At 71.8% G+C, this 21,510-nt stretch carries 16 protein-coding genes and 1 pseudogene; 5 read left to right on the forward strand and 12 right to left on the reverse strand.

The window, feature by feature from the left end:
• From AOK03_RS23600 to AOK03_RS23650, 11 genes are all read right to left on the reverse strand, one after another.
• On the reverse strand, positions 1–1,625 hold a 1,625-nt coding region (locus AOK03_RS23600), incomplete at its 3' end, for a condensation domain-containing protein (protein WP_157869051.1).
• 159 nt (positions 1,626–1,784) lie between these two features.
• On the reverse strand, positions 1,785–3,155 hold the full coding sequence (locus AOK03_RS23605) for a sensor histidine kinase (RefSeq protein WP_079074917.1): 1,371 nt from the start codon (positions 3,153–3,155) through the stop codon (positions 1,785–1,787).
• Positions 3,156–3,189: 34 nt separating this feature from the next.
• Positions 3,190–3,843: a response regulator transcription factor gene (locus tag AOK03_RS23610; RefSeq protein ID WP_055567338.1), complete on the reverse strand. Its 654-nt coding sequence runs from the start codon at positions 3,841–3,843 to the stop codon at positions 3,190–3,192.
• Positions 3,844–4,023: 180 nt separating this feature from the next.
• A complete protein-coding gene (locus tag AOK03_RS23615) occupies positions 4,024–6,177 on the reverse strand; it encodes an ABC transporter ATP-binding protein (RefSeq protein ID WP_055567355.1) in 2,154 nt (717 codons plus the stop codon).
• 47 nt (positions 6,178–6,224) lie between these two features.
• Complete coding sequence (locus tag AOK03_RS23620; RefSeq protein ID WP_055567339.1) at positions 6,225–6,449, reverse strand: MbtH family protein; 225 nt, start codon at positions 6,447–6,449, stop codon at positions 6,225–6,227.
• Between the two features lie 110 nt (positions 6,450–6,559).
• Entirely contained in the window at positions 6,560–7,381 is an 822-nt protein-coding gene (locus tag AOK03_RS23625; RefSeq protein WP_055567340.1) for an alpha/beta fold hydrolase, read from the reverse strand.
• 13 nt (positions 7,382–7,394) lie between these two features.
• Positions 7,395–8,747 (reverse strand): (3,5-dihydroxyphenyl)acetyl-CoA 1,2-dioxygenase DpgC, encoded by a 1,353-nt coding sequence (gene dpgC, locus AOK03_RS23630; RefSeq protein ID WP_055567341.1) that lies wholly within the window; start codon positions 8,745–8,747, stop codon positions 7,395–7,397.
• The gene (dpgB, locus tag AOK03_RS23635; protein WP_055567342.1) at positions 8,744–9,418 is read right to left on the reverse strand and encodes an enoyl-CoA-hydratase DpgB; all 675 of its coding nucleotides are present in this window, start codon (positions 9,416–9,418) and stop codon (positions 8,744–8,746) included. Before dpgB ends, dpgC begins: the two co-directional genes overlap by 4 nt.
• 48 nt (positions 9,419–9,466) lie before the next feature.
• Positions 9,467–10,603: a 3,5-dihydroxyphenylacetyl-CoA synthase DpgA gene (dpgA, locus tag AOK03_RS23640; RefSeq protein WP_055567356.1), complete on the reverse strand. Its 1,137-nt coding sequence runs from the start codon at positions 10,601–10,603 to the stop codon at positions 9,467–9,469.
• 114 nt (positions 10,604–10,717) lie between these two features.
• On the reverse strand, positions 10,718–13,009 hold the full coding sequence (locus AOK03_RS41155) for an aminotransferase class I/II-fold pyridoxal phosphate-dependent enzyme (protein WP_425264402.1): 2,292 nt from the start codon (positions 13,007–13,009) through the stop codon (positions 10,718–10,720).
• Positions 13,010–13,134: 125 nt separating this feature from the next.
• On the reverse strand, positions 13,135–14,313 hold the full coding sequence (locus AOK03_RS23650) for a prephenate dehydrogenase (protein ID WP_063792557.1): 1,179 nt from the start codon (positions 14,311–14,313) through the stop codon (positions 13,135–13,137).
• Between the two features lie 210 nt (positions 14,314–14,523).
• Between AOK03_RS23650 and hppD the strand changes: the two genes are divergently transcribed.
• From hppD to AOK03_RS42715, 5 genes and pseudogenes are all read left to right on the forward strand, one after another.
• Positions 14,524–15,642 (forward strand): 4-hydroxyphenylpyruvate dioxygenase, encoded by a 1,119-nt coding sequence (gene hppD, locus AOK03_RS23655; RefSeq protein ID WP_055567343.1) that lies wholly within the window; start codon positions 14,524–14,526, stop codon positions 15,640–15,642.
• 1 nt (position 15,643) lies between these two features.
• Positions 15,644–16,780, forward strand: coding sequence for an alpha-hydroxy acid oxidase (locus tag AOK03_RS23660; RefSeq protein WP_055567344.1), 1,137 nt, complete (start codon positions 15,644–15,646; stop codon positions 16,778–16,780).
• 215 nt (positions 16,781–16,995) lie between these two features.
• A complete protein-coding gene (locus AOK03_RS23665; RefSeq protein WP_055567345.1) occupies positions 16,996–19,359 on the forward strand; it encodes an ATP-binding cassette domain-containing protein in 2,364 nt (787 codons plus the stop codon).
• Between the two features lie 132 nt (positions 19,360–19,491).
• A pseudogene (locus AOK03_RS41160) lies at positions 19,492–19,721 on the forward strand (LacI family DNA-binding transcriptional regulator); the annotation flags it as partial.
• Between the two features lie 70 nt (positions 19,722–19,791).
• On the forward strand, positions 19,792–19,959 hold the full coding sequence (locus AOK03_RS42715) for a hypothetical protein (RefSeq protein WP_157869052.1): 168 nt from the start codon (positions 19,792–19,794) through the stop codon (positions 19,957–19,959).
• Here the strand turns inward: AOK03_RS42715 and AOK03_RS23670 are convergent.
• Entirely contained in the window at positions 19,944–21,458 is a 1,515-nt protein-coding gene (locus AOK03_RS23670) for an acyl-CoA synthetase (protein ID WP_055567346.1), read from the reverse strand. The genes AOK03_RS42715 and AOK03_RS23670 overlap by 16 nt on opposite strands.
• Between the last annotated feature and the right edge of the window lie 52 nt (positions 21,459–21,510).

The following is a 21,510-nucleotide window of genomic DNA, read 5'->3' on the forward strand; positions in this document are numbered from 1 at the left end:
AGATCGACGGAACGTTCCATCACGACCGCTACGCGGTCGCCGCGCGCCACTCCCACGTCCGCGAGATGCGAGGCCAGACGACCGGCCGCCCGGTCCAACTCGCCGTATGTCATGGTGCGTTCGCCGTCGTCCACTGCCACCGCGTCCGACGACCAGGCCAGGTGCCGGGCCAGCAGCTTCGGTACCGAGTCCGCCACCACCGGCCGTGCGGTGGCGTTCCATGCGTCCACCACCCGGGCGCGTTCGGCCGGGGCGAGCAGTGGTGCTCCGCCCACCGGCTGCGAGGGGTCGGCCGTCAGGCTCTCCAGGAAGCGCAGGAAGGCACGGTGGCTCGCGCGGAGCCAAGCGCGGTCGTAGAGGGCGGAGTTGGCCTCGAAGGTGATCTCCATGGCCTGGTCCTCCGACACGCCACTCACCAGTACGCCGAACTCTTCGACGCGGCGGCTCGAAAGGTCGCGCACCACGGCCCGGCGACCGCCGAACGACAGGGTTTCGCCGGCCTTCGGCATGACGTTCACGTACGGCCCGAAGTGCCAGCGGTCGCCCGACGGCCAGGTGAGTTCGCGGCGCAGTCGCTCTCCTCGCAGGGCCTGGTGCTCGATGAGCCCGTCGATCTCCCGGGCTGTCGTCCGTGCCAGGTCCAGCAGACTCGTGGCCGGGGTCACGGGGAGGCGGAGCGGGAGGATGTTCGCCATCGTGCAGGGCGTACGCCGCGCCTGTTCGCCGGTGCGTCCCGTGACGGGCAGGCTCAGGACGGCCTCGTCCGTACCGCCCAGCCTGCCGACGAAAGCGGCGACCGCCGCGACGACGAGGCGTGGCCAGCTCACCTCGGCGCGGGCGGCCGCCGCGCGCAGGGCCGCGACGGCGCGGGGTGGCAGGTGGCCGGTCTCCCGCAGGACCCCGCCAGGCCCAGGTGTGTCGCCCGTCCCGTCGGCCCCGCTCGGCCCGTGGGTGCTGTGGCCCGGGATGCCGGTCAGGTCCGGTCGGTCCGCGAAACGCTCGTGCCAGTACCGCCGGTCGGCCTCGTGGCGTTCCGAGGTGCGGTGGGCGGCCTCCGCCTCCATCAGCGCGTGCAGGGACGCGTGTTCCGCCGGGGCGAGGGACCGGCCGGTGAGGAGTGCCGTGTAGACGTCCGCGGCCCGACGGGCGAGCAGCGAGCAGCCGAAGGAGTCCATCAGGAGGTGGTCGTAGCGCTGGTACCAGATGTGGTGGTCGGGGGCCAGACGGAAGAGGGCGTGCGAGAAGAGGCGGTGGGCGTGTGCGGGGATCTCCTGGTCGAGCTCCGCCCTCATCCACGCTTCGGCGGCCTGCTTCGGGTCGTCCTGCGCGGTGAGATCCTGGAAGTCGACGCACGGTGCGCTCTCCCGGTCCCGGATTTCCCGGGCGGGGAAAGCCATCCGGGGTACGCCCGCGTCGTCGTCCTCGAATCGTGCGTGCAGTATTTCCGTCTCGTCCGTCAACTGCCGCAGCGTGCGCTCGAATACGTCTGTTTGCACGGGCCCGAATATCTCGACGTACTGGCCGACGCTGTACGACCGGCGTGAGCCCGTCACGCGTTGCGCCAGCCAGATTCCCTCCTGAGCGTCCAGGAGGGGCAGAGTACGAGCAGCGTTGCCGTTCATCATTCCCCCTGGCCGAGCGCATTCCCTCGGCTGTTCCGTCTTTCCGGGCCATTGCGGCTGTCCGCGCCGTACGGCTGTCCAGTGCGTGGCGCCCTCCGTCCAACCGCGCAGTTTTCGCACTTGGACGGAGAGATGGGCATGCGCGGGGCCTCGCGCGGAGAATTAGATGCTATGGCCGTGGGAGGAATGGGCGCGACAGTCCGCGGTGGGCATTCCCGGGTATTTCCATTCCGGGGCAGCGCTCAGGGGGCGGGGGGCGACGTCGTGTGTCGCGGTGACGGTTACCGCGGGCCGGTCCGGCAGTGGAGCCGTCGTCGTGCGCAGGGGAAAGCCGACCTCGACGACGAGTCCGCCCTGCGGCCGTGCGTGCGCGTTGAGGGTCGCGTCGTGGGCCGCGGCGATGGAGCGCACGATCGACAGGCCGAGTCCGTGGTGTCCGTTGTCGGCCGTGCGGCCGATGCGCTGGAACGGCTCGAAGAGGCGGCTCACTCCCGCGGCCGGGATCTGCGGGCCCGTGTTGGCGACGCGCACGAAGGCGTGCCCGCCGCGTACGCCGGTCACGACCGTCACCCACCCGTCGGGCACGTTGTACCCCATGGCGTTGTCCACGAGGTTGGCGACGAGGCGTTCGACGAGGGCGCCGTCGCCCCAGATGCACGCGGGGGTGGTGTGCGCCTCGACCCGCAGTTCCCTGCGTTCGGCCTCCTGGCGGGTGCCGAGCAGCACGTTGCCGGTCAGCTCGGCGAGGTCGAGCGGCTCCCTGCGGTCGAGGCCGCGTTCGCTGCCGGACAGGGTCAGGAGCGACTCCAGGAGGCGGGCCTGCTGTTCGCTGAGGGTCAGGAGGCGCTCGAAGTTGGACCGGAAGGAGTCCACGGTGGCCTCACGGTCGATCAGGGCCTCCTCCAGGAGCGCGTGTTCCACGGTCAGGGGGGTGCGCAGTTCGTGTGCCGCGTTGGCCACGAACCGTTTGTGGGAGTCCAGGGCCGCTTCGAGGCGGCCGAGGAGGCCGTCGACGGTGTCGGCCAGGTCCTTCAGTTCGTCGCCGGGGCCTTCGACGCCGAGCCGTTCGTGCACGTTGTGCGCGGAGATGCGCTGGACGGTGGTGGTGATGGTGCGCAGGGGGCGCAGTACCCGCCCCGCGACCAGCCAGCCGAGGCCTATGGCGATGACCGCCATGATCGCGAGGGCGATGCCCGACTGGGTCAGCAGGTGCTGCATCTCGGCGGCGTGCTGACGCACCGCCTGCTGTTGCTGGGCGCGGGCGAAGCTGTCGACCGATCCCGGCACCTCGTCGCCCGTGTACATGTGGACGCCCGCGTCGCCGGGTGAGCCGGATCCTCCCCGGCGGCTGACGAGGACCGTGTTGGTGGGGCGGTTGACCAGCAGATAGGTGATCGTGAGCAGGACGGCACCGGAGACGACGAACAGCAGGCCGTACAGCAGGGTGAGCCGCATGCGGACCCGTCGGGGCACGAGGCGGGAGACGAGTCCGGCTCGGAACAGGGCGGCGCGGGCCGCGCTACGCAGACGCATCGGCATCTCGCTTCACATCTCGCATCTCACATCGTCAGATCCGGTATCCGCCGCGGGGCACGGTCTCGATGACCGGTGGGGAACCGAGCTTCGGCCGCAGCCGGTTGATGGTCGCCTTGACCGTCGTCGTGAACGGATCGGTCGCCTCGTCCCACACCCGTTCCAGGAGTTCCTCGGCCGAGACGACACGGCCCCGGGCGGCCAGCAGGTGTTCGAGGACCGAGAACTCCTTGGGGGTGAGGGCCAGTCGCCGCCCGGCCCGGGTCGCGATCCGCTGGGCGGGGTCGAGCCGCAGGTCCCCGCGGACGAGGACCGGTGGGACGGCGGGCTGGGCGCGGCGGGCCACCGCCCGGATGCGCGCGACCAGTTCGGCGTACGCGAAGGGCTTGGGGAGGTAGTCGTCGGCGCCGAGGCTGAGCCCTTCCACACGGTCCGCGATGGTTCCGGACGCCGTGAGCATGAGGACTCGCGTGCGGGCGGGCTCCGCCATCAGGGCTCCGCAGACCTCGTCGCCGTGCACGGTGGGGAGGTCGCGGTCGAGCACCACCACGTCGTAGTCGACGACCGACGCGCGCTCCAGCGCGCCCTCTCCGTCGTAGACGACGTCGACGGCCATGCCTTCCCTGCGCAGCACTCTGGCCACGGAATCCGCCAGTTCGGCCTGGTCCTCGACCACCAGCACCCTCACAGCCCCACCCCCCGATGGATCATGGCTGACAGGATCTCCGAGCGGGGGTCACACAGTGGTCACAGCCCGCCGCCCCGGTTCAGCCTACCGGCGGGGCGCCCGGACGGGACCGGTGCGGCGGAACGGCATCCGCGACGCGGGGTGCCGCGTCGCGGATGCCGTGGGAGGGCAGGGCTCGTGTCATCCGTGGCCGGGCGGTGGCGGGCCGCCCGGTCCGGGGCCGCGGTGGCCGTGCGGGCCCGGGCCCCCCGGTCCGCCGGGTCCCCCAGGGCCGCCGGGACCGCCGGGACCGGCCAGGAAGACGCCCGGTCCGCCGGGGAAGGCGCCGTGCGGGCCGCCCGGCATCGGGCCGCCGGGCCCGCCGGTCAGGACCGGTCCCGGGCCGTGCGGGCCGCCGACCGGCTCGGGCACGGGGGCGTCTCCGTTGTCGGAGGGCTGACGGGAGAACTGCGTGCGGTACAACTCCGCGTACACGCCGTCCAGTTGCATGAGTTCCTCGTGCGTGCCGCGCTCCTGGACCCGGCCCTTGTCGACGACCAGGATCTGGTCGGCGTCCCTGATGGTGGACAGGCGGTGGGCGATCACCAAGGAGGTGCGGCCCCTGAGCGCGGATTTCAGGGCCCGTTGGAGGGCCGCCTCGGACTCCGAGTCGAGGTGCGCGGTGGCCTCGTCGAGCACGACGATGGGCGGGGCCTTGAGCAGCAGCCGTGCCATCGCGACACGCTGCTTCTCGCCGCCGGAGAAGCGGTAGCCGCGGTCGCCGACCACGGTGTCGAAGCCGTCGGGCAGCGATTCGATCAGGTCCCAGATCTGCGCCGCCCTGCACGCTTCGATCAGTTCCTGCTCGGTGGCGTCCGGCCGTGCGTAGGTGAGGTTGTCGCGGATGGTCGCGTGGAAGAGGTGCGCGTCCTGCGTGACCATGCCGACGGTCTCGTTCAGCGACTGCAGCGTGACGTCACGGATGTCGTGGCCGCCGATCCGGATGACGCCTTCGACCGGGTCGTAGAGGCGCGGCACCAGGTGGGTGATGGTGGTCTTGCCCGCGCCCGACGCGCCGACCAGCGCGGTGAGTTTGCCGGCGGGCACGGTGAAGGTCAGGTCGCGCAGGGTCCAGGTGTTCTGGGTGCGCTCCTGTGCGGGCAGGGCGATGGACTCCAGGGAGGCGAGCGAGACGTCCGCGGCCTTCGGGTAGCGGAACGAGACGTTCTCGAAGGTGATCTCCGGGGCCGTGCGGCTTCCGTCGGCGGCCGCCGTGGCCGATGCGGCGGGCAGGGGCGCCGCGTCCGGCTTCTCGGAGATCAGCGGCTTCAGGTCGAGGATCTCGAAGAGCCGGTCGAAGCTGACCAGGGCGGTCAGTACGCTCGTCTGGGCGCTGGAGAGCTGGTTGATCGGGCCCATCAGCCGCGTGAGCAGGGTCGCGAGCGCCACCAGGGTGCCGATCTGGAACGTGCCCTCGATGACGAGGGAGCCGCCGATGCCGTACACGAGAGCGGTGGCGACGGCGCCGACGAGCGTCATCGTCAGGAAGAGCATCTTCCCGTAGACGGAGGTCAGAACCCCCAGGTCGCGTCCCTTGCGGGCCAGCCGGGAGAACATGCCGGTCTCGTTGGCGGGGCGGCCGTACAGCTTGGCGAGCAGGGCGCCGGTCACGTTGAAGCGCTCGTTCATGAACGAGCCGACCTCGGCGTTGACCTGCATGTGCTCGCGCATGATCCGCTGCAGCCTGCGGCCCACGACTCGGCCCGGCAGGATGAAGAGCGGGATCACCACGAGGGAGACCAGGGTGACCACCCAGGAGAGGTAGAACATCGCGCCGAGGACCAGCATCAGGGTCAGCCCGGCGGACACCACCGTGGACAGCAGTGCCGTGACCGCCTGTTGGGCGCCGACGACGTCGGTGTTGAGGCGGCTGACGAGGGACCCGGTCTGGGCGCGGGTGAAGAACGCCAGCGGCTGCCGCTGCACATGGTCGAAGATCTTGGTGCGCAGGTCGTAGATGAGCCCCTCGCTGACCCGGCCCGAGTACCAGGCCTCCGCGAAGCCGAAGACGGTGCTCACCAGGGCGAGCGCGGCGACCGCGACGGAGATCCACACGACCACCGAGGTGTCCCGGGCGACGATGCCGTCGTCGATGAGGTACTTGAAGAGAATGGGAGTGGCCACCACGTTGCATGCGTTGAGCACGGTGACGACCAGGAGAACGCCTATGTTGAAGCGATACGGTTTCGTATAGGGGAGGATTCGCTTGGCCGTGCCACGCTTGATCTTCTGCTTGGTCACCGCCTCGTCGGGACCCATCCCCCGCATCAGTACCGGCCCCGGGCCGCCGATCATGGCCACGAAAACCTCCTGTTTTCGTTGTCGTTACGGTCGGGGTGCGTTCAGCCCGCGGCTTCGAACTTGTCCATCTCGTCGATGAGGCTCTTGGGACGCATGTCCGTCCAGTTCTCCTCGATGTAGTCCAGGCAGGCCTTGCGCGTGTCCTCTCCGAACACGGCCTTCCAGCCGGCCGGGACTTCGGCGAACGCGGGCCAGAGCGAATGCTGGTTCTCGTCGTTGACGAGAACCAGGAACGTGCCGTTTTCGTCGTCGAACGGGTTCGGCATAACCACTCCGATCAATTTCCGTCGGCAGTCGTCAGGATGCGTTTCACGCTATCCGGGCGGTTCCGCGGCCGACAAGTCCGTCCAGAAAGCGGGTTGTTCACCGCGAAAGGTCACTGCGAAATGTGCGGGCTTCGCCCCGCGAAGAATCCGGTGATCGCGGAATTCACGACCGCGGGCCTCTCCAGATATCCGTAGTGACCGCAGCCCGGGATCTCCGTGTAGCTGCTGCCGGGAATGCTCTCCGCGACCTCGCGGGACAGGTGCGGGCGGATGACGAGGTCGTCCTGGAACCCGATGACCAGACAGCGGCTGGTGATGCGCCGGTACGCGGTCAGCCGGTCGGGGACGAGTTGCAGCTCCAGCTGGCCGCGTACGCCCGACACGTCCACGGCCGACATCTCGAAGACGGCCAGCCAGTCCCGCAGGCGCTCCTCGTCGTTGAGCGTGCGCGGGGAGAGGTTCTGCAGGGCCTGCACATAGGCGGCGAAGCGGGGCGGGAGTTTGCTCCCGGCGTCGCTGAGTTCCATGTCGGCGGCGGTCATCGCGGCGGTCAGGGCGTCGGTGCGGCCGCTCGTCGCCATCAGGACGGCCTGGTGGACGAGATCGGGGCGGGCGAGCAGGAGTTCCTGGACCGCTATCGCCCCGAGCGAGTAGCCCACGACCCGGCACGCCCCTTCCCCCAGGTGCTCGATGAGCCCCGCGACGTCCGCGACCATGTCGGCGAGCGTGAACCCCTCGGGGCACGGATCGCTCGGCGGGATGCCCCGGTTGTCGAGGGTGATCACGCGGTAGCCGGCGACGGTGAGGGCGGGCACCTGGTGGGTCCGCCACATGCGGCCGGGGGCACCGGTGCCGGTGACCATGACGACCGGCTCTCCGGTGCCGTACTCGTCGTAGCCGAGACAGGTCCCGTTGATCCGGGCGATCGGCATCGTGCTGTCCCCCTCACCCTGCGCTCGGCGAGGCCGCGGCGAACCGGCCGACCTTGTCGATGACGTCCTGGCCGTAGATGCGCAGGGCCTGCTGGAGCGCGAACTCCGCCATGTACGCGCGAAACGCGTCGGGCGGTTCCTCCGCGAGGTTCAGCATCCGGCGGTTGGCGAGCACCGCGTCGCCGTCGAGCCGCGCCAGGCTCGCCTCGACGGCGGCGTCCATCTCGTCGGGCTCCACGACCTCGTCGACGAGCAGCCGCGCGTCGGGCTCGGCCGCCCTGATCCTGCGGCCCTCCAGGATGACCTGCCGGGACAGGCGCGGCCCCACGTACCGCCCGAACCGGAAGTTGGCGACGCCGGGGATGATCCCCTCCTTCGCCGCGGGGAGGCTGAGGTAGGCGTCCGACGCGGCGAGCACGTGATCGCAGACCAGCAGGATCTGGGTGCCGCCGCCGATGGCGAATCCGTCGACGGCGGCGACCCACGGCTTCTCCACGAGGGGTGACTGCCACTGCCCGGGGTGGTCGGTCCTGACGCCGCGCACGAGCTTCTGGAGGTAGCCGAGCTCGCGGCGCAGCAGGAAGCCGACCAGCGGGATGTCGCCCGCGCTGAGGCTCTTGAGGTTGATGCCCGCGCTGAACACGCGACGGCCGCGATGGCGCGGATGGCTCATCCGCCCGCCGCGCACCAGCCCGACCCGGACGGCCGGGTCGAGCAGCGCGAGGTCGACGGCGGTCTCCATGTCGTCGACCTGGCGGACGTCCTCGGCGTTCAGGCAGTCGTCCCTGCACATGGTCAGCCGTGCCACGCCATCCCCGCCCCGCTCGACGCGCACCGACTCCATCTCCACCACGCCGGTACGACGGAACTCGTCGAGGAGCCCCAGGGCGCGGGGAGTGGGCCGGAGCATGGCGTCGAGCAGATGCGATCCCGCGGCCGCCGAGCGGAGCACGGCCCGCAGGAAGATGCCCTGGTCGATCTCGTGCCCCTCCTTGGCCGCCTGCGGCCTGCTCCGTTCGGCCGCGAGCAGGTCCTCGCCGGGCACAAGGCCCGGGAACGCGACGGCGGCGGCGTCCAGGAGTGCGTCGATCCGCGGGGACTCGGCGCGGTCCGCGGTCAGCAGGTCGTACACGGCGTCCGCGGACGCGTCGAGGAAAGCGGCCCGCAGTGCGCGCGCCGCGTCCTTGGCCGCGTCGATCGCGGCACGCTGCCCAGGGGTGCGCGCAGGCGGCTCAGGCAGGGCGGCCACCAGTTCCCCGACGCGGGCCGGGGCTCCGGAGGACGCGACGAGATCGGCCCAGAGGTCCCGTACGGAGCCGCTCCGGGGCTCGGGCGTGGGCCGCTGCCCCGGCAGGACCGTCGTCATGAGGCCGCCGCCTCCGGTCCCGGGCCCTGGCGCAGGGCGCGGTCGCAGGCCGCGAGGTGCGCGCCGAGCGCGTCCTCGAAACCGGTGGTCGCGGCGTCGAACATCAACTGCCGCCGGATCGCGACCTCTTTGCCGGACAGTCCCCCGGCCAGCTCGGACACGGCCGACACCGCGGCCGCGGGATCATCCGTCACCTCGTCCACGACCCCCAGCGCCAGTGCCTCGGCGGCCCGCACCGGGCGTCCGAACAGGAGCGCCCCGCGAATCCGGGCGACCCCGGCGAGCCGGACCAGGCGGTAGCCCGCCATGCCGGGCCAGGTCGCCGTCGCGTCGCGCGGGAGCAGCAGCCGGGTGTCCGGGGCCGCGACACGGACGTCCGCGGCGAGGAAGGCTTCGAGCGCGGTTCCGCCGCAGTCGCCGCGGGCCACCGCGACCGTGGCCACGGGCAGCCGCTCCAGGCGGCGCAGCACCCGCTCCCACTTGGTGACCAGCATGACGTCGAGGCCCTTGGCCCAGCCGCCGTCCGGCGCACCGGTGACGTGGACGGCCACGACGGGGTGGCCTCCCCTGTCCTCGGTGCGGTCGCAGAGGGCGCCGACCGCCTTGACGAGCGTGGGCGTCAGCGGATCGGAGCCGTCCAGCTCCAGTGCGTACAGAGGTTGCGGTTCCATGTTCCCTTCCGTCCTCACCATCGGTCGGTCCTCACCATCGGCCCGTCCTCACCATCGGATCAGCGCCGTCTCGATCGTGGAGCCCGGGCCCATGGTCATGAGCACTCCGTACTCCCCGGGCCGTGTGACGCCCTCTTCGAGGAGGCGTTCGTACGAGAACAGGAACGAGCCGCTGGACACGTTCCCGTGATCGCGCAGCACGCCGACGGTGTGGCGCACGTCGTGGCGGGTCAGTCCGAGGTTCACCACGACCGCGTCGATCACCTTCTTGCCCCCGGAGTGCACCAGCCAGTGGCGGATGTCGCTCCTGCGCAGGCCGGTGCCCGCCAGCAGCCGGTCGACGACCAGCTCGGCGTGCGCGCCCACCACGTACGGGATCTGCGGGTCGAGGAAGAAGCTGAACCTGCTCTGGTCTCGGTCCCAGTCGTAGCGCATGGCGTCGACCGCTTCGGGGATGACGCAGCTCGCGAACTTCAGGACGGCAGGGGCCCCGTCCTTCGCGGGGGACAGAGCCGGGCTCTCGCCCGTCATCAGGGCCACGGCCGCCGCCCCGTCGCCGAACAGGCTGTTCACGACCGCCGTCCGCATCGTCGAGTCGACCGCGTAGGCCGCGGAGCACGCCTCCACGCAGAGCACGACGGCGAGTTCGCCGGGGTGGGCCGCTGACCAGCCGGCCACCACACCCAGTGCGTTGAGCCCCGCGTTGCAGCCCATGCCGACGATGTCGGTCCTCGAGCAGTGGCGGTCGATCCCCAGTTCGCGGATCAGCAGGGCGCTGATGCCGGGCACGAGCAGCCCGGTGGAGGTCACACAGCACAGATGGCGGAGGTCGGAGAGTTCGGCCCCGGCTTCCTTCAGACAGGCGCGCAGGGCCTCGCCGCCCATCTCCAGGGCAAGTGCCTTGTGCTTGTCGAGCAGATCGCCCTGGGATTCGGGGGTGCGGAGGCCGTGGGGGTCCTCCGGGGGAAGCGTGAGGTTGCGGCGCTCGATCGCGCTGTTGAGGAAGACCGAGCGCACCTTGGGGTCGGTGATACCGAAGGCGTCGAGCACTTCCTGCTGGGAGTAGGAGGCGGCGGTCACGGCCGTGCCCACTCCGACGATGCGGGGGCGGGTGACCGCCGTGGCGAGGGTCCCTGGCATCAGGACGTCGTCGCGTGTGCCGGACGGTGCGATGTCTGTGGTCATCGGAAGGTCCACCCCCACATCCGTGGTTTGCTGCGCGGATGCTGCATGGTGCCGGTGCCGGTCCTGGTGCCGCTCACGGTCCTGTCCCTTCTCGTATCTCGCATCGAGGTGTCGTCAGGTGGTGCGCGCGCTCTCGGACTCGATGAACCGCACGAGCCGCGCGGCGCCCTCCTTGATCTGGGCGGGCGTCAGATAGCTGGTCGACAGGCGGATGCCGTGCAGGCCGCCTCCGCCGGGATGGAAGTACGTCATCGGCGTCCAGATGACGCCGAAGTCCTGTGCCGAGCGGATCAGCGCGGCGTTGTCCGCGCGGAAGGGCACCCGCAGGGTGAGGAAGAAGCCTCCGGTGGGTTCGTTCCACCGCACGCCCAGGGCCTCGCGCCGCTCCGCGGGCAGGTGGGCGTCTAGCTCCCTGAGCGTGGCCCGCATGGCGTCGCCGTAGTACGCGGACGCCGCCTTGTTGAGCTCGGAGACCCTGCCGTCGGCCGCGAGGAGCGTGCCCGCCACGGCCGCCTGGCTGAGCGACGAGGTGTTGACCGTCACCATGCTCTTGATCCTGGCGAGGTCGTCCGCGAGCAGTCCGGTGCGGCCGGACGCGTCGACGACGGGCTGGTCGGCGATCACGAAGCCGACGCGGGCGCCGGGGAACACCGTCTTGGAGAACGAGCCGAGGTGGACGACCGTGTGCGCGCGGTCCTGGGACTTGAGCGTCGGCAGCGGCGGCCCGGGGCTGACCAGCCGGTAGGGGCTGTCCTCCAGGATCAGGATGCCGTGCCGGGCGGCGAGTTCGAGGAGCTCGGCGCGGGCCTGCGGGCCCATGGTGGCCCCCGACGGGTTGGAGTGGTCGGGGACGACGTAGAAGGCACGGGGCCTGCGTCCGCGGGCCCGCTCGTTCCTGATCGCCGCCTCCAGGTCCGCGCAGGACACGCCGTCCTCCCGCTCCTCCACGGGAGTCACAGCGACGTCCAGCAGGCGGGCGGCGCCGGTGATGCCCACGTAGCAGGGGCTGGAGACCAGGAGCACGTCGTCGGGTCCTGTGATCAGGGCGCGCAGCACGAGGAGCATGGCCTCCTGCGCGCCGACCGTCACCACGATGGACTCGGCGGGTACGTCGATGTCCTCGTCGGCGCGCAGCGAGTCGGCGATGATCTCGCGGATCAGGCCCGCGGTGGGCCCGTACTGGTACATGGCGGTACGCACCTGCTGCGATGAACTCCCCTGCTCCTCCAGGTGGTTCAGGTACCGGCGCAGATGGGTGAAGATCTGCTCGCTGTCGAAGAAGCCGTCGTAGGGGCGGCCCGGCGCGAAGGAGATCGCCTCCGGGTAGCGGGTGGTGATCTCGTTGAGGAACGTCATCGTGTCCAGGACCGGGTCGGACACGCTGGCGTGCAGTTCGGTCCTGCGCAGCGGCCGCGCGACCGGCGGCGCCGCCGCGTCCGCCGGGCGGGGTCCGGTGCGGACCAGGCCGGGGCCGATGTCCGCGACCGTCGCGGTGCCGGTGAACGTCATCGCGGCCCCCAGCTCCCGGACGAGGACGTCCAGCACCTCGGCCACTCCCGCGCGCCCGCCGGCCCGCAGTCCGTGCAGGACAGGACGGCCCGCGAACACCGCGTCGGCCCCGGAGGCGACCGCCGTCAGCACGTCGGCGCCGCGCCGGATCCCGCCGCTCAGCAGGACGGGGCAGCGGCCCGCCACGGTCTCCGCGATCCCGGGGAGCGCGTCGAGGGAGGTGACCACGATGCCGTCGGCACCGCTGTCCACGGCGCGCTGCGCGTCGGTCGCGGTGCGCACTCCGGCGACGAGCAGCGGCAGGGTGGTGGCGGCGCGCAGGCGGTCCACGTCGGTCCAGTCGGCGCGGGCGTCGAGGAGGTCGCGTACGTCGCTCCACGGCCCTTCCTGCGCCAGGTTGGCGGGGGCCGCGACCTTCAGGCGGACGTCGTCGCGGCTGCCGAGCGCGAGAAGCACGGCCCCGAACCCGGCGTCCTCGGCGCGTGCGGCGAGCTGTCGTCCGGCGGCGTGGTCCCGGAAGGCGTAGGTGCGCAGCCAGGGCGGGACATCGGTGGCGGAACCGAGCTCGGCGAAGGTCCGCTCGGCGAAGGCGCCCACCACACAGGGCAGTTGGGCCGCGCCCGCGGCCCGGACGACGGCGAGCTCACCGCCGGGCCTGGCCGGTGCGGAGAGCGGCCCGACGATCAGGGGAGCGGACCAGACACGGCCGAGGATCTTCACGGCGGTGTCGGGCGGCCCAGGGGTCCCCCGGCCGCCCTGCCGCAGTCCCCTGCGTTCGAACGCCTCGCGGTTCGCGGCCGATGCGCCGCCTTCGCCCGCGGAGTGTGCGGGGCTGTCGGCCGTCTGTTCCGGCATGAATGTCTCCCAGGCGTCCGGAAGTTGTCGGGAAAGGGTCATCCGTCGCTCAGAGTCACACGGTTCTCGACGGTCCACCAACGCGTCCAACCGGCCGGTTCGCACACTTGGACAGGCACGGACACGTGCGGACACGCACGGACACGGTTGAACACGCCCGTCGGCGGTCACTGTGGGCGACGGCCGGACCGAGCCGTGCCCGCGAGCGTCGTCCCACCGGGGCTCCGGTCGCCGTCCCGTTCCCGTACGACGTCCCAGCCCTCGGCATCGAGCGCGGCCACCAGCCGGTCGGCCGTGCGCGGCGGAACGCTGAAGCGTACGGCGAACCCCGACGCGTCCACACCGTCGGCACGCGACACGTCCACGCCCTCGACACGGACGTCGTCCGCGGCGACCCCCTGCTCCGCCACCGCGGCGAGCAGCCGCGCCAGTTCTCCGGGGCGGTCCGCGACACAGACCCGCACCAGCGGGTCCTCGGGCGAGGCGCCGGGCCTGGCGTCCGGGATCTCAGCGAGCCCGGAGATGCCGCGGTCGAGCAGGTCCACGAGCGTGCGCATGCCGTGGTCGCGCTCGCTTCCGCCGGGCCTGGCGAGCGCGTCCAGCGCCGGTACGAGGCGGGAGAGGTCCGTGTGCAGGTCCTTCAGGACACCGGCGATCGCCGGGGCGTTGGCCTGCAGGATGTCTCCCCAGAGCCGCGAGTCGCCGCCCGCGATCCGGGTGGCGTCGCGCAGGCCCTGCCCGGCGAGGCTGGGCAGGTCCGCCGGGCCCTCGCGCAGCCTCGCGGCCATCAGACTGGCCATCAGGTGCGGCACGTGGGAGGTCACCGCGACCGCGGCATCGTGGTCCTGACTGCGCATCACCACCGGGACGGCCTCGCACAGGGCGACCAGCTCCAGGGCCCGGTCGAAGGCGACGTCCGAGGCCAGCCGGGAAGGGGTGAGCACCCAGTTGCGGTCCCGGAAGAGGTCGGCGCGGGCCGCGAGCGGGCCCGAGCGCTCCCGGCCCGCCAGCGGGTGCCCGCCCACATAGCGGTGCGGGTCGGGGGCGCGGCTCAGGGCGGCCCGCTCCAGCTCGGCCTTCACCGACGCCACGTCGGTGTAGCTGTCGGCGAGCCCGCGCTCCTGCGCCTCGGCGAGCACGGCGCCCACCTGGCTGGGCGGGACGGCGATGACGGCCAGGTCCACCGGCGCCGCCGGTGCGCTCGCCAGTCCGGCGCCGAGGGCGGCAGCCGTGCGGGCCGCGGCCGGGTCGCGGTCGGACAGGAACACCGTCACGCCCCGCCGGCTCACCGCCAGCGCGACGGAGGTGCCGATCAGGCCCGTACCGATGACGGCCATGGTGCGCATCACTAGTCATCACCCGTTCGAAAGGCCACCGACCATAAACGGAAAGGCCCGTCGATTTTACGGGCGGGAGCGCGCCCTCCATTTCCCCCTCGACCTATTGGACAGCACACGACTTGGACACCGAATCCGCCGTCCATATCGCACATGGCCAGATTCGAGATCGGATCGTAGAGTCCAGAAGCTCATTTATCTCCGGATCTGGAGACAGCCATGAGGCATTTATCGGAATCAGCAGAATCAACGGATCCGCTCGCCGATCTCTCCATCGACTACGTGGAGATGTACGTCGAGGACGTGGACGCGGCGGCCGCCCACTGGACCGACCGGTACGCCTTCACGGTGGTCGGCACCAGCACCTCGGCGGAGCACCGCGGCATCACCGTGCGGCACGGGCGGATCACGCTCGTCCTGACGCAGGCGACGTCCGAGCTGCATCCCGCGTCCGCCTACGTGATGGCCCACGGGGACGGCGTCGCGGACATCGCGCTGCGCACCGCCGACCCGGAGGCGGCCTTCCACGCGGCCCTCGCGCGCGGCGCCGTCGCACACCGCCACCCGCAGCCGCGGACGCAGGACCGTCCCGCCGTCCCCGGGTCGCTCCGCGGGTTCGGGGACCTGGTCCACACGCTCGTCCGGCGCGCCCCGGGCGAAGAGGCGGGACTGCCCGCCGGTCACGTGCCGGTCGAGAGCTCCGGCTCGGGCGCCGAACAGCCCGACGCGGTCGGCCTGTTGGAGCTCGACCACGTCGCCGTCTGTCTGCCCGCGGGCGACCTCGACGCGATGGTCGCGTACTACCGCGACGCCCTGGGCTTCCGGTTCGTCTTCGAGGAACACATCGTCGTCGGCACGCAGGCCATGGAGTCGAAGGTCGTGCAGAGCCGGTCCGGCACGGTGACGCTGACCCTCATCGAGCCCGACACCTCGGCCGCCACGGGCCAGATCGACGAGTTCCTCAAGGGGCACCAGGGCGCGGGCGTCCAGCACCTGGCGTTCTCCTCGCGGGACGCGGTGGGGTCGGTGCGGGCCCTGTCCGGGCGTGGCGTCTCGTTCCTGCGCACCCCGTCGTCGTACTACGACCTGCTCGGCCGGCGCGTGGCGCTCGGCGAGGAGCGGCTGGCCGACCTCCGCTCGACGCACGTCCTCGCGGACGAGGACCACGACGGGCGGCTCTTCCAGATCTTCACCGCCTCGACCCACCCGCGGAAGACCCTGTTCTTCGAGGTCATCGAGCGCCAGGGAGCCGCGACCTTCGGCAGCGCGAACATCAAGGCCCTCTACGAGGCCGTGGAGCTGGAGCGGACCAAGCAGCGTGGATTCGACCAGCGCTAGCGTGCGGACGGACAGCACCGCCGCCGAGGCGGACAGCACCGAGGACCTCCACTGTCTGGCCGACGTCGAACGCGCCGCCGCCACGGTGCTGCCCGCCGCCGTCCGCGAGTTCGTGGCCGGGGGCAGCGGCGCCGAGGTGACGCTCGACGCCAACCGCGCCGCCCTGGACCGGGTCTTCGTCGTCCCTCGCGTGCTCCGGGACGTGTCGCGGTGCGCGACGGGGACCACGCTGCTCGGGCGTCCGGCCCGGCTGCCCCTCGCGGTCGCGCCGGTCGCCTACCAACGGCTGGTGCACCCCGAGGGAGAGCTGGCGGCCGCCCGGGCGGCGAAGGCGGCAGGGGTGCCGTTCACCGCGAGCACCCTCAGCAGCGTCCCCGTCGAACGGCTCACCGCGGTCGGCGGGTCCGTCTGGTTCCAGCTGTACTGGCTGCGGGAGCCGGGGCGCTCCCTCGACCTGGTCCGCCGGGCCGAGGACGCCGGGGCCGAAGCGATCGTGCTCACGGTCGACGTGCCGTGGATGGGGCGGCGCCTGCGCGACGTGCGCAACCGGTTCGCGCTGCCGGACCACGTGCGGGCCGCGCACCTCGCGGCGGGCCCGACGGCGGCCCACCGGCCGCCCGCGGCGTCCGGTGCGTCCGGTGCCGCGTCCGCGCTGGCCGCGCACACCGAGGCGACGTTCTCGCCCGCCCTGACGTGGTCGTCGGTGGCGGCGCTGCGGAAGCGCACCCGGCTGCCGCTGGTCCTGAAGGGGGTCCTGGCGGCCGACGACTCCCGGCGCGCCGTCGAGTGCGGGGTGGACGCCGTGGTGGTGTCCAACCACGGTGGCCGCCAGCTGGACGGCGCCCTCCCGAGCGTGGACGCGCTGCCGGAGGTGGTGGCGGCGTCGGCCGGTGGCTGCGAGATCCTGCTGGACAGCGGCGTCCGCAACGGTACGGACGTGCTCAGGGCGCTGGCGCTCGGCGCGTCCGGCGTCCTGGTGGGCAGGCCCGCGCTCTGGGGTCTCGCCGTGGGCGGCGAGGGCGGGGTGCGGCGGGTCCTCGACCTGTTGGCGGACGAGTTCCGGGACGCGCTGGGACTCGCCGGTTGCGCGGACGTGGCCGCCGCGCGTGAACTGCGTACGGTACGGCGCGACGGCTGATGCGTACGGCACGGCGCGACGGCTGATGCGTACGGCACGGCGCGACGGCTGAGTCGAATTCCCGCGGTCGCGGGAATTCGACTCAGCCGTGTCCGTGCGTGCCTTTTGCGTGTGTGTCCGGGAAACGCGGCCGCCGAAATGTCGATTGGCAGAGGCATGAGCAGGCGGACTAGAATCGTGGGGTTTGCCCCCGAACCGCGTACGGAGCCCCGCCCATGCACAGCCCTCACGATCCGTTCGTACGCGTCCGGGGTGCCCGGGAGCACAACCTTCAGGGCGTAGACGTGGACATTCCGCGCGATGTCCTGGCCGTCTTCACGGGCGTGTCCGGCTCGGGGAAGTCCTCGCTCGCGTTCGGGACGATCTACGCCGAGGCGCAGCGGCGGTACTTCGAGTCCGTCGCCCCGTACGCCCGGCGTCTCATCCACCAGGTGGGTGCGCCGAAGGTCGGCGAGATCACCGGTCTGCCGCCCGCGGTCTCACTCCAGCAGCGCCGCTCCGCACCGACCTCCCGCTCCTCCGTCGGCACGGTCACCACCCTCTCAAACTCCCTGCGGATGCTCTTCTCGCGCGCGGGCAGCTATCCGGAGGGCGCCGCGCGGCTCGACTCGGACGCCTTCTCGTCGAACACGGCGGCCGGTGCCTGCCCCGAGTGCCACGGTCTGGGCCTCGTCCACCGCACCACCGAGGACCTGCTCGTCCCCGACCCGTCGCTGTCCGTCCGCGACGGCGCCATCGCGGCCTGGCCCGGCGCGTGGCAGGGCAAGAACCTCCGCGACGTGCTGGACGCCCTCGGGTACGACGTGGACCGGCCGTGGCGCGAGCTGCCTCAGGAGGACCGCGACTGGATCCTGTTCACGGACGAGCAGCCGGTCGTGACCGTGCACCCGGTACGCGAGGCGGGCCGGATCCACCGCCCCTACCAGGGCACGTACATGAGCGCCCGCCGCTATGTGATGAAGACCTTCTCCGACTCCAAGAGCCAGACGCTGCGCACCAAGGCCGAGCGGTTCCTCGCGAGCACTCCGTGTCCGGCGTGCGGCGGGAGCAGGCTCCGTCCGGAAGCGATGGCGGTGACGTTCGCGGGCCGCACCATCGCCGAGCTCGCCGCGCTGCCGCTGTCGGAGCTCGCCGACGTCCTGGCCGGGGCGGCGGACTCCTCGGAGACGGCGCGCGTCCTGACCGAGGACCTGCTCGCCCGCATCGCGACCGTCACCGAGCTCGGTCTCGGCTACCTCAGCCCGGACCGCGCCACTCCCACCCTGTCGGCGGGCGAGCTGCAGCGTCTGCGCCTCGCGACCCAGCTGCGCTCGGGGCTCTTCGGAGTGGTGTACGTCCTGGACGAGCCGTCGGCCGGGCTCCATCCGGCGGACACGGAGGCCCTGTTGACGGTCCTCGACCGGCTCAAGGCGGCGGGCAACTCCGTCTTCGTGGTGGAGCACCACCTGGACGTCGTGCGGCACGCGGACTGGCTCGTCGACGTCGGGCCGCAGGCGGGCGAGCACGGCGGGCGGGTCCTGCACAGCGGTCCGGTGGCGGAGCTGGAGGACGTCCGGGAATCGGCCACGGGCCGCTTCCTCTTCGGCCGGGCGGCCGCTCCGGTACGTGAAGTGCGCACTCCCCGAAGCTGGTTGAAGGTCGGTCCGGTGACCCGGCACAATCTGCGCGGGGTGTCGGCGGAGATCCCGATCGGCGCCTTCACGGCCGTCACGGGCGTGTCGGGTTCGGGCAAGTCCACGCTCGTCGGCGAGATCACCGAGGACCTTCCGGGCGTCGGCCGGCTGGTCTGCGTCGACCAGAAGCCGATCGGGCGCACCCCGCGCTCCAACCTCGCCACCTACACCGGGCTCTTCCACGTCGTGCGCAAGGTGTTCGCCGCGACGGACACGGCGCGGGAACGCGGTTACGGCGTGGGCCGCTTCTCCTTCAACGTGGCGGGCGGGCGCTGCGAGACCTGCCAGGGCGAGGGCTTCGTCAGTGTCGAGCTGCTCTTCCTGCCGAGCACCTACGCGCCCTGCCCCGACTGTGCTGGGGCCCGCTACAACCCCGAGACGCTCGAAGTGACGCATCAGGGAAGGAACATCGCGGAGGTGCTCGATCTGACCGTCGAGGCCGCCGCGGACTTCTTCGCCGACACCCCGCCCGTCGTACGCAGCCTGCGCACGCTCCTCGACGTCGGCCTCGGCTATCTGCGGCTCGGGCAGCCGGCCACGGAGCTTTCGGGCGGCGAGGCCCAACGCATCAAACTGGCGAGCGAGTTGCAGCGGGTCAGGCGGGGCCACACGCTCTACCTCCTGGACGAGCCGACGACCGGCCTGCACCCCGCCGACGTCGAGGTCCTCACGCACCGCCTGCACGAACTGGTCGACGGCGGCAACTCGGTGGTCGTCGTCGAGCACGACATGGCGGTGGTCGCGGGCGCGGACTGGGTGATCGACCTGGGGCCCGGCGGCGGCGACCGGGGCGGGCAGGTCGTGGCGGCGGGCACTCCTGATGAGGTGGCACGCGCGGAGGGCAGTCGCACCGCGCCGTACCTGGCCCGGGCGCGGGCGGGTGGCGCGGGGGTCGAACGGGGCTGAAACGCCTCCTTGTGGCGACCGGCGGGCCGGCCGGTCCTGACGCGACACGAGTTGCCGACACGTATTGCACCTCCGAACCGCCCATCCGCTCGGCCCGCACGTATCGCCACACACGTGTGAGGCAGGTCCGGCATGGCAACACGGCAGGACGTGGCGCGGCTCGCGGGCACGTCGCCCTCGGTCGTCAGTTACGTGGTGGACAACGGGCCGCGGTCCGTGGCTCCCGCCACCGGGGAGCGCGTCCTCGCGGCCGTCCGGGCGCTCGACTACCGCCCCAACGGGGTCGCCAGGTCGCTACGACGCGCCGGACGATGACGCTCGGACTGGTCGTACCGGACGCGGCGAACCCGTTCTTCGCCGAGCCGACGGGGCCTGGCTGTCCGGCGGCAAGGGGTCCATGACCGGGACGCTGCTCGGGCCTGTCTGCTCGGGGTGCTCACCAACGGCCTGCTGCTGACGGGGGTCTCGGACTTCCAGCGTCAGATGATCACGGGTGGGGTGATCATGGTCGCGGTGGTGGTGGACCACTACCGCGACCGCCTGGCCGCGCGGCTCGGCTGGTCACCCCCGATGCCCGCCGCCGGTCATCCACCCCGGTAGGCGTCGCGCAGCCGGGACTTCGCGAGCTTGCCAGTGGGCGTGCGCGGCAGGCTCTCGGTGAAGTCGACGGTGCGCGGGGCCTTGTAGTGCGTGATGCGCTCGCGCACGAAGTCGATGAGCTCGCGCTCCAGCGCGGGGCCGGGTTCGATGCCCGTCTCGACCTGGACGACCGCCTTGACCGCCTCCCCCATCTCGGCGTCGGGTACGCCGACGACCGCGACGTCGGCGACGGCCGGGTGCAGCACGAGGACGTCCTCGGCCTCCTGCGGGTAGACGTTCACCCCACCCGAGATGATCATGAAGGCCTTGCGGTCGGTGAGGAAGAGGTAGCCGTCCTCGTCGACGTGCCCGACGTCGCCGGTGGTCGTCCAGTTCGCGTGCTCGGGGTGCTGCGCCTCGCGGGTGCGGGCCTCGTCGCCGTGGTAGCGGAAGGAGGGTTCGTCGCGCTCGAAGTAGACCGTCCCGGTCTCGCCGGGCGGCAGGACGCGCCCCTCCTCGTCGCAGATCCGCAGGGTTCCCAGGAACCCGTCGCGCCCTACGGATCCCGGTTTGCGCAGCCATTCGTCGGGCGAGATGAAGGTGATGCCGTTGCCCTCCGTCGACGAGTAGTACTCGTACAGGATGGGCCCCCACCACTCCATCATCCGGCGCTTGACCTCGACGGGGCAGGGCGCGGCGGCGTGGATGGCGGTCGTCATCGACGACAGGTCGTAGCGTTCGCGCACCTCGCCGGGCAGCTTCAGCATGCGGACGAACATGGTCGGCACCCACTGACTGTGCGTCACTCCGTGTCGCTGGACGGCCGCGAGGGCTTCCTCCGCGTCGAAGGCCGTCATCAGGACGACGGTGCCGCCGAGCGCCGTCACCACACCGCAGAAGCGGAGCGGTGCCGCGTGGTAGATCGGTGCGGGAGAGAGGTAGACGGTCTCCTCCCCGAAGCCGTACATCGCCTGGAACACGACGGTGTAGGTCGTGGCCTGTTCGCGTACGTCGCCTTCGGGGAGCACCGGTTCGATGCCTTTGGGGCGGCCGGTGGTGCCGGAGGAGTAGAGCATGTCGGTGCCGAGCGGCTGCCGGTCGGGCGGCACGGGGGAAGCGGAGTCCAGGGCCTTCTCGTACGTTCCGTCGTCGAGCCCGAGCACGAGCGGCGGCCCGCCCGCCAACTCGCGTACGGTCTCGCCCAGTTCACCGAGCGATCCGGAGACGATCAGTGCGCGCGCCCCGCAGTCGCGCACAATGCAGGCGGCCTCGTCCGCGCTCAAGTGGTGGTTGACGGCGGTGAGGTAGAGCCCGGAGCGCATGGCCGCCCAGTAGACCTCCATGGCGCGCGGGTCGTTGTCGCAGAGCAGGGCCAAGTGGTCGCCCCGGCGCAGACCTGCGGCCCGCAGATGATCCGCGAGCCGCAGGGAGCGTTCTTCGAGTTGTCCGTAGCTGAGGGTCCGTGCGCCGTCGGCGGTGACGACGGCCGGCCTGGCGGGGTCGTACGCTCCCGGATACATCAGCCGACGGTAGCGCCCCGAAGAGGCGCGGGGAACGGCGCGACCGGCCACA

This window comes from Streptomyces atriruber, from assembly GCF_001418325.1.
GTDB classification, from domain to species: Bacteria; Actinomycetota; Actinomycetes; order Streptomycetales; family Streptomycetaceae; genus Streptomyces; species Streptomyces atriruber.